Source organism: Stenotrophomonas sp. ZAC14D2_NAIMI4_7 (assembly GCF_003086675.1).
In the GTDB taxonomy this organism is placed as follows: Bacteria; Pseudomonadota; Gammaproteobacteria; order Xanthomonadales; family Xanthomonadaceae; genus Stenotrophomonas.
This window is the reverse complement of record NZ_CP025995.1, coordinates 3,465,517-3,477,597: the sequence shown is the minus strand read 5'-3', so window position 1 is coordinate 3,477,597 and position 12,081 is coordinate 3,465,517. Positions and strand designations below refer to the sequence as shown.

Annotated in this window: 10 protein-coding genes; 4 read left to right on the top strand and 6 right to left on the bottom strand. The window is 68.6% G+C overall.

The genetic code is table 11. The annotated features are described in order from the left end of the window. Positions 1 to 5: 5 nt before the first annotated feature. The gene (locus tag C1922_RS15955; protein WP_108750659.1) at positions 6 to 803 is read right to left on the bottom strand and encodes a queuosine precursor transporter; all 798 of its coding nucleotides are present in this window, start codon (positions 801 to 803) and stop codon (positions 6 to 8) included. Further along, positions 800 to 1,483 (bottom strand): DUF502 domain-containing protein, encoded by a 684-nt coding sequence (locus C1922_RS15950; RefSeq protein WP_108750658.1) that lies wholly within the window; start codon positions 1,481 to 1,483, stop codon positions 800 to 802. Before C1922_RS15950 ends, C1922_RS15955 begins: the two co-directional genes overlap by 4 nt. Positions 1,484 to 1,557: 74 nt before the next feature. On the opposite strand from C1922_RS15950, the gene C1922_RS15945 reads away from it, so the two are divergent. After that, a complete protein-coding gene (locus C1922_RS15945) occupies positions 1,558 to 2,835 on the top strand; it encodes a hypothetical protein (protein ID WP_108750657.1) in 1,278 nt (425 codons plus the stop codon). A 22-nt stretch (positions 2,836 to 2,857) separates the two neighbouring features. On the opposite strand, the gene C1922_RS15940 is transcribed toward C1922_RS15945, so the two are convergent. Continuing rightward, positions 2,858 to 3,316 (bottom strand): DUF4442 domain-containing protein, encoded by a 459-nt coding sequence (locus C1922_RS15940; protein ID WP_108750656.1) that lies wholly within the window; start codon positions 3,314 to 3,316, stop codon positions 2,858 to 2,860. Positions 3,317 to 3,628: 312 nt separating this feature from the next. On the opposite strand from C1922_RS15940, the gene C1922_RS15935 reads away from it, so the two are divergent. Then, positions 3,629 to 4,084 (top strand): transposase, encoded by a 456-nt coding sequence (locus C1922_RS15935; RefSeq protein WP_108750655.1) that lies wholly within the window; start codon positions 3,629 to 3,631, stop codon positions 4,082 to 4,084. A gap of 181 nt (positions 4,085 to 4,265) precedes the next feature. Here C1922_RS15935 and C1922_RS15930 read toward each other — a convergent pair whose 3' ends face one another. From C1922_RS15930 to trxA, 3 genes are all read right to left on the bottom strand, one after another. Beyond that, positions 4,266 to 5,888: a CHASE2 domain-containing protein gene (locus C1922_RS15930; RefSeq protein ID WP_108750654.1), complete on the bottom strand. Its 1,623-nt coding sequence runs from the start codon at positions 5,886 to 5,888 to the stop codon at positions 4,266 to 4,268. Then, a complete protein-coding gene (locus C1922_RS15925; protein WP_234413348.1) occupies positions 5,885 to 7,537 on the bottom strand; it encodes a FecR domain-containing protein in 1,653 nt (550 codons plus the stop codon). Before C1922_RS15925 ends, C1922_RS15930 begins: the two co-directional genes overlap by 4 nt. A gap of 151 nt (positions 7,538 to 7,688) precedes the next feature. After that, positions 7,689 to 8,546, bottom strand: a complete 858-nt coding sequence (trxA, locus tag C1922_RS15920; protein ID WP_108750652.1) for a thioredoxin — start codon at positions 8,544 to 8,546, stop codon at positions 7,689 to 7,691. Between the two features lie 140 nt (positions 8,547 to 8,686). Here trxA and C1922_RS15915 point away from each other — a divergent pair, with 140 nt between their 5' ends. Then, positions 8,687 to 9,286: a DUF998 domain-containing protein gene (locus C1922_RS15915; protein WP_108750651.1), complete on the top strand. Its 600-nt coding sequence runs from the start codon at positions 8,687 to 8,689 to the stop codon at positions 9,284 to 9,286. Between the two features lie 82 nt (positions 9,287 to 9,368). Further along, positions 9,369 to 12,011, top strand: a complete 2,643-nt coding sequence (gene leuS, locus C1922_RS15910) for a leucine--tRNA ligase (RefSeq protein ID WP_108750650.1) — start codon at positions 9,369 to 9,371, stop codon at positions 12,009 to 12,011. Positions 12,012 to 12,081 lie beyond the last annotated feature (70 nt).

The following is a 12,081-nucleotide window of genomic DNA, read 5'->3' as shown; positions in this document are numbered from 1 at the left end:
GGTATTCAGTCAGCCGCGGCGGCGGCACGCAGATCGGCCGCGCGCTGCGGCCCCAGATAGCGGGTGATGGCGCGGCGCATCAGGTACAGCAGGGGAATGAGGGCAATCGCAAAGCCCATCTTGTAGACGTAGTTGACGCTGCTGACCGCCAGGAACAACGACGTGGGCCAGTGCTGCGGGCCCAGCACGAAGGCGATCCAGATGACCACGAAGCTGTCCACCAGCTGAGACACCGCGGTGGAGCCGGTCGCGCGCAGCCACACATGGCGTTCGCCGGTGGCCCGGCGGATGCGGTGGAACACGGCCACGTCGATCAGCTGGCCAACCAGGAAGGCCACCAGCGAGCCGGCAATGGTCCACATGCCCTGGCCGAATACTGCCGCGAAGGCGGCCTGGTAGTCCGGCACGCCGTGGGCATTCATCGAGGTGACCCACCAGCTGGCCGGGGCCAGCGAGATGGCGGCAAAGGCAAACAGGAAGCCGTAGGCGATCAGCACCACCGCCAGCCACGAGATGAAGCGCACGCCGCGCTTGCCGAAGAACTCGTTGATGGTGTCGGTCATGATGAACACCACCGGCCACAGCAGCGTACCGGCGGTGAAACTGAGCGAGCCGGTCTGGCCAAACAGGTTCCAGTTCAGCGGTTCGATGCCCAGGGTGTCTTCCAGCGCGAAGATCTTCACCCCGATCAGTTCGGCCAACACCGCGTTGCCGCAGAAGAACGTGGCCAGCACGATGAACAGCAGGACCGCGCGGTCCTGCAGCGGCCTTGCATGCGGCGCGGGTTGCGCTGGCCCGCTCACTCGGCGCGTTCGCCAGCGCGGGTGAACGGCACGCTGGCCGGGGCCACCGCACCGCCGGAGATGATGAAGCTCATCGCCTGGTCCACGGTCCAGTCGGTCGGGGTCAGCAGTTCCACCGGCACGATTTCCAGATAGCCCGAGGTCGGGTTCGGCGTGGTCGGCACGTATACCGCGGCCAGTTCGCGGTCGCTGCCCTGTTCCTTGATGACCCGGGTGACCAGGCCGACCGATTTCATGTCACGGTGCGGGAAGTCGATCAGCACCACGCGCTGGGTGCTGCCCGGTTCGGTCTGCAGCATGTCCAGCAGCTTCTTGGCGCTGTCGTAGATGATGCTGGCCAGCGGAATGCGTTTGATCACCGCGCCCACCCAGCGCAGCAGGCGCTGGCCGACCACGCGGCGGCTGGCCACGCCCACCGCCAGGATCACCAGCAGGGTGGCCAGCAGGGCGATGGTGTTCTGGATCCATTCGGCGCGTACCCAGCCCAGGTAGTGCGGGAAGTTGGTGGCGATCTGTTCGGACAATGGCACCACCAGCGGGCTGGAAATGCCCGACAGCAGCACGAACACGAACTTCACCACGACCCAGGTCAGCCAGATCGGCAACAGGGTCAGCAGGCCGGTCAGGAACAGGCGCTGCAGGGAGGGGCGGGGAACCAGGGCGGGGGCTTCGAGCGACATGCGCGCATTGTAGCGGCCGCAGCCTGTCGATTACGCTGCCCGATCACGACGGCGGGCTGCAGGGCAGGGATGCTGTGTTGAGGATTCTGCGCGGAATCGGTTGGAGCGTGCTGGCCCTGCTGGGGCTGGTGGTGGCGGTGTGGCTGGCGGCGCGGTTCTGGCCGCTGTCGGCCGAGCAGCGCGCGCAGGTGCGCCTGCTGGAGGATGTGCAGCCCCTGCCCGGGCGCAACGGCTTTGCCCTGTTGTGGACGCTGCCGTTCGACGATCTGGATGCGGCGCAGCGCGAGCGTGCCCTGTTGAAGGACGTGCAGCGGTGGCGGGCCGGGCCGGTGCCGGGCATGACCGATTCCCTGCTGGAAGGCACCCAGCCGCAGGTGAAGGCGCAGGTGGGAGTTACTTGTGGGTCCCGCGTACCGGATTGCCTGGCGCGCGTGCGCGCCGATCCGCAGCGCTTCATCGACGGCCATGCCGGGCACGGCGGTCTGCATGCACGGCAGCAACAACTGGCCGACTTCGATCGTTTCGATTCCCCGTTCCAGGGGCTGGGTGACCCACTGATGATGCCGGTGCCGCGCTACCAGCTGCTGATGGAGGGCACCAGCGCGCACGCGCTGGCCTTCGTGCAGGGCGATACGGCGGCAGCGCTGGCCGGCAGTTGCCGTTCGCTGCAGCTGGGCAGGCGGCTGATGCACCGTGGTGGCACGCTGCTGGACAGCATGATCGGCGCCGCGAGCGTGCAGGTGAACGCACGGTTGCTGGCCGACATGCTGGTGGAACTGCCGGCCGACCACGTGCTGCCAGCGGTCTGCGAAACGGCGCTGCAACCCCTGGCCAGCGACGAACAGAGCCTGTGCCGCGCAATGCAGGGCGAGTTCGCACTGAACGAACGGGCCATTGATGCGTCGCTGCGGCAGGGCGCCAGCGTGCTGATGCTGGACCGCAGCCAGACCCGCGCGCGCATTGCGCAGAACTTCGCGTGGGCCTGCGGTGCTGCTGCCGAACGCAGGCTGGCCGAGGACGCGCCGGCGCAGCGCAGTTGGGAACAGCCGTGGGACGTCCGCTGCGTGGCCAATTGGATCGGATGCACGCTGGCCAGCATCAGCGGCCCGGCGTACCAGGATTACGCCGCGCGCAGCCAGGACAGCGCGGCGCTGGTGCGCCTGCTGGGGGCCCAGCGATGGCTGCGGCAGCAGCCCGATGCCCCGGCGCAGGCGCTGGCGCGGCTGCCGGCGCAATGGCGTTCGCCCAGCCGGGTGCCCACGCTGTCGGCCGATGGCCGCCACCTGCAGGTGGCGCGCCGCCAGCGCGATGCGACCGACCCGCTGTCCACGGTGCTGTCGGTACCGTTGTAGTTGCGGGCGTGGCGTTGCTGTTTCAGCCGCCGCGTGCCTGCGGCTTCAGCCTCACGTAGACCTGCTTGCGCACGCGCGCGATGACCTCGCCCGATGCATCGACCACGTCGTTGCTGAACCAGCGCAGCACTTTCTCGCCGCCGGCCGCCTCGGCGCGCAGTTCGTCCAGCACCGCATCATCGATATAGAAGTGGGTGCGCACGGTGCCGCGACCGGGCTTGAGGAATTCGATGGCGCCGGCGCGGTCCCAGACGTAATAGTCGCGGCCCAGCGTATGCAGCAGGCCCAGCATCCAGAACGGGTCGGTCATGGCAAACAGGCTGCCGCCGAAGTGGGTGCCCACGTAATTGCGGTTCCATGGGCGCATGCGCAGCTCGACGTCGATCTGCCGGTAGTCGGCAGTGATGCGGGTGACATGGATGCCGGTGAACAGGAACGGCGGCCACAGGTTGATGCCGAGACGGAAGGTGCTGGCTTTCATGCGGGTGCGGGGCAGGGGGCGAGGTCTCGAGTCTAACCATTCGCTACCGTATGTTGAACCCCGGAGCTTGCCGGATGGCCGTCTGGTGCGCGTCCTCCTGCTTTCGTGGCATCGCACCCGCTCCGCGGCGTTGCCTTTGACCCCGCTTTGGTAGCGTCGAGCTTGCTCGACGGCTTTTGATCCCGCATTGGTAGCGTCGAGCTTGCTCGACGGCCCCTGTCGGGAAAAGACAGTCGAGCGAGCTCGACTCTACGGACGGCAGAATCAGGATCGCCCGACATCAACAGCTCGGCGCCCCGGTCAAGCTGGGTCATGCCCAGCCAAGCATTGCTGCGACATCGCAGCTCCGCCATCGGTCAGTTCTATGTCATCACCAGCGTAGTGGCGGGGCGGTGGCGCCTGTTCGCAGATCCTGCCTGCGCGGTCTTGCTGGAAGAGGCATTCCGAAACAGCGACCGTCTGGGGCTCACGCGCTCCTGTGCCTGGGTGGTCATGCCTGACCACTTCCATTGGGTCATCCAGTTGCGGAGCGGGACATTGGGGCGTTGTGTGCAGTCGCTGAAGTCGCGCGCTGCGATTGCGCTCAATGCGCATACTGCTGGGGTCGGCGCAGCGGTGTGGCAGCGTGGCTACTACGAGCACTGGATCCGGAATGAGCGCGATGTACGCCAGCAGGCCATGTATGTCATGGGCAATCCGCTCCGGGCGGGGCTGGCAAGCGCGCTGGGGCATTACCCCCACGCGTGGTGTCGCTGGCCGCTTTCGTAGAGTCGAGCTTGCTCGACTGTTTTTGCCGACAGTGCGTGAAGAGCAGTCGAGCAAGCTCGACTCTACGGGCATCGCGCGCGGAGCAGCCGGGCACGCCGACGTTTCATGCATTTCGCGCAGTGTCGTCGTGTGTGCCCGATGGTAGCGGCGTCATGTGCGAATCCGGCGGGTGGGGTCGGGGTTACGCGCCGTCCATGGCGTAGCCGTCGCGGCCGTTGGCCTTGGCGCGGTAAAGGGCGGCGTCGGCACCTTCAACGAAATGGTGCGGCTGCAGCTGGCTGTCCGGCACCCGCGTATAGACGCCGATGGTGAGGGTGATGCGGCTGTCGTCGCCTGCTGCCGGCGCGGGCAGGGCGCGCACGTCGGCAATCAGGTCTTCGATCACCTGGCGCGCGCCGCTGGTTGGTGTGTCGGGCAGCACCATCGCGAATTCGTCGCCGCCGTAACGGGCGGCCATGTCGCGCGGGCGTCGCGCATGGGCGGCGATGAGCGCGGCCACGTCGCGCAGCACGCGGTCGCCCAGCTGGTGGCCATGGCGGTCGTTGTGCCGCTTGAAATGGTCCACGTCGATCAGCACCAGGCTCAGCGGTTTGCCGCTGCGCCGCGCGGCGTCGCATTCCTGTTGAAGCGACTGTTCGAAGCGCAGGCGGTTGCCCAGCCCGGTCAGGGCATCACGGTTGGCCTGGCGGTGCCAGGCGGAAATGCGCCAGACCGCCCAGACCAGCAGCACCATCAGGATGCCGAAGGTCGCCGCGGCCGGGGCCCACCACAGGCTGGCCGTGCGCAGCAGCAGCCAGCTGGTGGCCACGCCCATCGGCAGCGAACACAGGGCGGCCAGCCAGGGCTGGCGCAGGCCCAGCAGCAGCACGCACAGCGCGGCCAGCAGACCGGCCAGCAGGTCCTGCAGCAGTGGCGGAACTACCTGGATCTGCTTGCCCTGCAGCAGCATCGAGGCGATGTTGGCCTGGTATTCGCTGCCGCTCATCCAGTACTCGCGGGTGGTGGGGGTCAACAGCCGCGGGGCGATGCCACTGGCGGTCATGCCGACCACGATGCGGCGGTCGCGCAGCAGGGCGGCATCCACCTGGCCGTCCAGTACATCGGCATAGGACACCTGCGGCAACTGCTCCGGCGGGCCGGCATAGCGCACCCGCACGTAGTCATCGCGCCGCCACTGGTAAGGCGATTCCAGCGCCGGATCGGGGTCGGGCAGCCCGCGCGCGGCCTGCACCGGCAGGTCGGCCAGGGCCAACCCCAGTGCCGGCCAATGCGGCTGGCCGATGCCCGCATGCAGGTACACGCCGCGGGCCACGCCGTCACCGTCCACTTCCACGTCACTATGGCTCAGCGCCGCAGCGCTGTCGGCAATCAGCGGAATGGGCAGCAGTTCTTCGGCCATGCGGTCGCCGGCGGCGGGCGCCGCCAGCACCGGCAGCACCACGCGTCCATTGCGGCGGATGGCGGCGGCCAGCTCGGCATCCTGGCGGCTGTCGCGGCGGTCGGGCTCGGTCAGCATCAGGTCCAGGGCCACGCGTTCGGCACCGGCATCGGTCAGGCGGTCCAACAGGCGTGCGTGCACCGAACGCGGCCAGGGCCACTGGCCGATGCGCGCCAGACTGTCTTCGTCGATGGCCACCACCAGCACGCTGGGGTCGGGGCGGTAGGTCCAGTCGCCGACCATCAGGTCGTAGGCCGCTTCATCCTGCCGCCACAGCCACTGCCCGTGGCTGGCCACGGCGGTGGCCACGAAGGCCAGCACGGCCAGCATCACCCGCCGCGGCCAGGGCAGCGGCGAGCGCCTCACAGCAGCAGCCAGAGCAGGGCGGCACCGCCGCCGGCGCCGTAGCACAGCCGGCACGGCAGGCTGACCTGCTGCGCGGGCGAGAACGGGCCGGCGTGGCCGTCATCATCGATGTACTGCACGCGCACGTGCAGGGTGCCGTGCCAAGGGCGCTTGAAACTCACCTGGGGCTGCTCGACGGTCTGGTCCAGCCATGGTGCCTCGAATGCACCGTTGCGGGAAACCTGCACGCGGTAGGTCTGGCCCATGCTGCCCGGTTGCCAGCGCAGGGTCAGCGCCTTGCCGTCCGCTTTCGGCGGCTGCAGGGCCGGGTCCACCGGCAGGTCGGTCAGCTGCAGGGGCAGCGCGTGCCCGTAAGGCCCTTGCCGGCCCTGCCCGTCGCGGGAGGCGATGCGCCAGAAATACTGGCCGGGCGGCAGCGGGTCGCCCAGGCGCAGATCGGTGCCGGTGGTGGTCTGCTCGCGCAACGGCACGGCGAACTGCGCGTCGCTGGCAATCTGCAGCACGCTGGTCTGGGCGCCGGGGGCGCGGCTCCAGCGGAAGCGGGGGCGGTCCGTGTTGACCGTCTGCCCGTGCAGCGGCGCGACTGTCAGCGGCGGTGGCGGCTGGTCGTCCAGGCTGAAATCGGCGCTGGCATCCAGGCCTTCCACGCCCTGCGCATCTACCGCGCGCAGCAGCAGGCGGTGTTGGCCGGGCGGCAGCGCGGCAATGGTCAACCGCGTGTCGGTCGTGGTCGTGGCGAACAGCAGAATCTCGGCCATCGCCGCCTGCACCACTTCAATGCGGTAGTGGTCGGCGCCGTCCACCGGCTGCCAGTGCAGCTGCAGCGGCAGGCCCTGGCGCTGCAACGCATCGGCAGCCAAGGACGGGGCGGGCAGCAGTGCCGCAGCCGCCCTCGGCGCCGCATCCAGATCCGGCGCCATGCTGGCCTGGCCGGGGCGTACGAGTTGCTGGCCGCGTCGATTGCCGACCTGCACCTTGCCTTCCAGCACTTCGGTGGCCGCTGGCTGCCCGGCTTGGCCGGCGCTGACCCGGAACACGGTGCCGCGCACGCTGCTGGTCGCGGTCGGTGCATCGATGATGTAGCGCGAGGCCGGGCCGCGCGCGGGGGTGACGCGGTTGCTGGCACGGCCCTGCTGCAGGCGCATGCGGGTGTCGACCATGCCGGTACGGCCGTAGCGGCTGAGCTGGTCCAGCCGCAGCCGCGAGTGTTCGCGCAGCTGCAGGCGCGAGGCGTCGGCGAACTCCAGGGTCAGGCTGGCGTCGGCGCCGGTCTGCACCACATCGCCGATATGCAGGTTCTCACCGGCCTGCAGTGCGCGGGTAGCGGCGCCATCGCCGGCGGCCAGCTGCACCGGGCCGCGCACCGCCAGTACCCGCGCCGGCGCCGGCTCCACCCGCAGCCAGCCGATCGGGAAGCGCAGCGGCTGGCCCGGGGGCAGGCGGTAGGGGTTGTCGATGCGGTTGTGCTGCTGCAACTGCTGCCAGGGCACGCTGGGTTTGAGGTACACGCCGCCCAGGTCCCACAGGGTGTCACCGGGGCGCACCCGGTAGGTCCAGTCCTGCGCGGCTGCGCTGGCGGGCAGCAGGGTGGTGGCGGCAAGCAGCGCGGCGAACACGCGCACAACAACAGACGAGATCCCAACGGTCACGGCATGCAGTCCCGGCAATGCGGGGGCCAGCGTGCAGACCCCATGGTCCCTGACTTATTCCCCCCGGAATGGATGCCGGCTGCTCAAAAGTGCGGCCGGCATCACATTATTGCCCGGTACGTAGTTCGAATCCTGAACGAAAACAGCGGCCTCAGAACAGTAGCGACGCCATCTTGCGACGGTAGCGGCCCACCAGGTCCTCGTCGGCGATGACGTTGAAGGCGTCGATCAGGGTGCGGCGCGGCAGGTTGTCGTCGTAGCTGCGGTCGATGCGCAGCATTTCCAGGAACTGTTCCAGCGCCGCTTCGTCGTGGCCGCCCAGCAGCAGCTGCACGCCGCGCAGATGGCGCGCCTGCAGATCCTTGCTGTCGGCAGCAATGCGCGCGTCCAGCGCATCGGCGGCCGGCGCATCCTTCAGTGCGGTGGCGAACGCCAGGCGGGCGCGGCCACGCACGGCGCGGTCATCGGTGGCCAGGTTGGCCGGCAGGGCGTCGATCAGCTTGCCTGCTTCGTCCACGCCGCCGATCTGCAGCAGGGCCAGCGCCAGGTCCAGCTTCAGTTCGTCCTTGTCCGGCTCGGCGGCGATCTGCGCACGCAGCACGTCCACCTGGCCCTGCGGGTCTAGCGGTGCCTCTGCTTCGCTGCTGGTATCGCCAACGTCGGCCGGCACGATGCCGTGCTGGGCCAGGAATTCGCGCAGCTGGCCTTCCGGAATCGCACCGGGGAAGCCGTCCACCAGCTGGCCACCCTTGACCAGGAACACGGTGGGCACCGAGCGGATCTGGAAGGCCGCAGCGATCTGCTGCTCGGCATCCACGTCCACCTTGGCCAGCTCGAAGGCGCCGTTGTACTCGGCGGCCAGCTTTTCCAGCATCGGCCCCAGGGTCTTGCACGGGCCGCACCAGGTGGCCCAGAAATCGACCAGCACCGGCGTCTGCAGCGACTTCTGCAGGACTTCGGCCTCGAAGGTCGCGGTCGTGGCGTCGAATACGTAGGTCGTCTCGGTCATGGGGCACATCGTTCGGCAACAGGAGACCGATTCTATGGTGTCGATCAATGACGGTCTCAACCCTTTCCTCACGTCGCGGCTTGGCGCCCCGTGTGCCGGCCGCGACAATGGGCGCTTCTTCTGTCGTACGGGTGTGCACCATGTCGTGGGTCCGGATTGATCGTTGGCTGGGGCTGTACGCCGCACTGCTGTTCATTGCCGCGGTGGTTGGCTTCGGCGCCGGCCTGGACGGCTATGCGCAGGCGGTGCACCCGGTCGCCCTGCTTGGCGCGCACGGGGTGCCGCATGCCTGGGCGTTCAACCTGCTGGGCTTCGTGGTGCCGGGCATGCTGGCAATGGTGGTGGCCGAGCGCCTGCGCCGGCGGCTGCCGGCCACCGAAGGCTGGGCGGGCCGGGTGGGCAGCCAGATGCTGCTGCTGGCCGGTCTGGCCTTCGCGGCCATGGGCGTGTTGCCGCTGGACCTGGACGATCTGCATGGCGGCGCCAGCCAGTTGCACGCCAGCGCGTGGATGGTCTGGGTGCTGGGATTCGTGGCCGGCGCCTGCATGCTGGGGGCCAGCCGCCTGCGCGACCCTGGGGCACGGGCGCCAGGCGTGCTGGCGCTGGTGGTCGGCATTGCCGCGGCGGTAGCTGCCTTCGGCCTGCAGGGGGTGCTGCCGGCGCAATTCGCGCAGCGCCTGGCGTTTGCCTGCTGGGCGGTCTGGCTGGCGCTGGCGCTGCCCCTGTCGCGGGGGCGCTGAGACTGCCCGCGACGGGCGGGATTGGAGACGTTTGCCGCACTGCGGTACGCTGTACCGCTTTGCCGCCGCATCCGCGTGTTCCATGACCAGCGCTGAACCCATCGCCTACGACCCGCAGCAGGTTGAATCCGCCGCCCAGCAGTACTGGGACGCCACCCGTGCCTTCGAGGTCAGCGAGACCTCGGACAAGCCGAAGTACTACTGCCTGTCGATGCTTCCGTACCCGTCCGGTGCGCTGCACATGGGCCACGTGCGCAACTACACCATTGGCGACGTGATCAGCCGCTACAAGCGCATGACCGGCCACAACGTGCTGCAGCCGATGGGCTGGGACGCGTTCGGCCTGCCGGCGGAAAACGCGGCCATCAAGAACAAGACCGCGCCGGCGGCGTGGACCTACAAGAACATCGACCACATGCGCAGCCAGCTGAAATCGCTGGGCTATGCCATCGACTGGTCGCGCGAGTTCGCCACCTGCCGCCCGGATTATTACGTCCACGAGCAGCGCATGTTCACCCGCTTGATGCGCAAGGGCCTGGCCTACCGCCGCAACTCGGTGGTGAACTGGGACCCGGTGGACCAGACCGTGCTGGCCAACGAGCAGGTGATCGACGGCCGCGGCTGGCGTTCCGGTGCGCTGGTGGAAAAGCGCGAGATCCCGCAGTGGTTCCTGCGCATCACCGATTACGCCCAGGAGCTGCTGGACGGCCTGGATGAGCTGGACGGCTGGCCGGAATCGGTCAAGACCATGCAGCGCAACTGGATCGGCCGTTCCGAAGGCCTGGAAATCCAGTTCGACGTGCGCGATGCCGATGGCAGCGCGCTGGACCCGCTGCGCGTGTTCACCACCCGTCCGGACACCGTGATGGGCGTGACCTTCGTGTCGATCGCCGCCGAACACCCGCTGGCCCTGCATGCGGCCAGGAGCAACCCGGCGCTGGCCGCGCTGCTGGCTGAGCTGAAGCAGGGTGGGGTGACCGAGGCCGAACTGGAAACCCAGGAAAAGCGCGGCATGGACACCGGCCTGCGCGCGGTCCATCCGGTCACCGGCGAACAGGTGCCGGTGTGGGTGGCCAACTTCGTGCTGATGGGCTACGGCACCGGCGCGGTGATGGCCGTTCCCGGTCACGACCAGCGCGACAACGAGGTGGCCAACAAGTACGGCCTGCCGATCGTGCAGGTCATCGCGCTGAAGGATGCGCGCAACGACGACGAGCGCACCTGGGATGCCACCCGCTGGCAGGACTGGTACAGCGACAAGAGCCGGCAGACCGAACTGGTCAACTCGGCCGAATTCGACGGCCTGGACTTCCAGGGCGCCTTTGAAGCCCTGGCCGAACGCTTCGAGCGCAAGGCCCAGGGCCAGCGTCGCGTGAACTACCGCCTGCGCGACTGGGGCGTCAGCCGCCAGCGTTACTGGGGCTGCCCGATTCCTGTCATCTACTGTGACAAGTGTGGCGCGGTGCCGGTGCCGGAAGAGCAGCTGCCGGTGGTGCTGCCGGAAGACGTGGCGTTCTCGGGCACCGGTTCGCCGATCAAGACCGACCCGGAATGGCGCAAGACCACCTGCCCGGATTGCGGCGGCGCGGCCGAGCGCGAGACCGACACCTTCGACACCTTCATGGAGTCGAGCTGGTACTACGCCCGTTACACCTCGCCGGGTGCCCGTGATGCCGTCGACAAGCGCGGCAACTACTGGCTGCCGGTGGACCAGTACATCGGCGGCATCGAGCACGCGATCCTGCACCTGATGTATTTCCGCTTCTACCACAAGCTGCTGCGTGACGCGCGCATGGTGGACAGCAACGAACCGGCGCGCAATCTGCTGTGCCAGGGCATGGTGATCGCCGAAACCTATTACCGCCCGAACCCGGACGGCTCGAAGGACTGGATCAACCCGGCCGACGTGGACGTGCAGCGCGACGAGCGCGGCCGCATCACCGGCGCCACCCTGGTGGCCGACGGCCAGCCGGTGGTGGTGGGTGGCACCGAGAAGATGTCCAAGTCGAAGAACAACGGCGTGGATCCGCAGGCCATGGTCGGCAAGTACGGCGCCGATACCGTGCGCCTGTTCTCGATGTTCGCCGCACCGCCGGAACAGTCGCTGGAATGGAACGAGGCGGGCGTGGACGGCATGGCCCGCTTCCTGCGCCGCCTGTGGACCCAGGTGCACAAGCACGCCGAAGAGGGCGTGGCACCGGCCCTGGACGTGGCTGCGCTGGATGCCAGCCAGAAGGCGCTGCGCCGCAAGACCCACGAAACCATCGGCAAGGTCGGTGACGACTACGGCCGCCGCCACAGCTTCAACACCGCCATCGCGGCGGTGATGGAACTGATGAACGCACTGGCCAAGTTCGACGATGCCAGCGCGCAGGGCCGTGCGGTGCGCCAGGAGGCCCTGCAGGCCGTGGTGCTGCTGCTCAACCCGATCACCCCGCACGCCAGCCATGCCCTGTGGCAGGTGCTGGGCCACGGCGAAACGCTGCTGGAAGACCAGGCGTTCCCGCAGGCCGACAGCACGGCGCTGGTGCGCGATGCGGTCACCCTGGCGGTGCAGGTGAACGGCAAGCTGCGCGGCACCATCGAGGTTGCCGCCGATGCCGCGCGCGACCATATCGAAGCGCTGGCACAGGCCGAGCCGAACGCGGCCAAGTTCATGGAAGGCCTGACGGTGCGCAAGATCATCATCGTGCCCGGCAAGATCGTGAACATCGTCGCGGCCTGATGTCTCCAGCACCGGCCGCCCGTGTGGCGGCCGGTGCGTGTTCCCCACGCCGGCGTCAGCGCCCGATGGC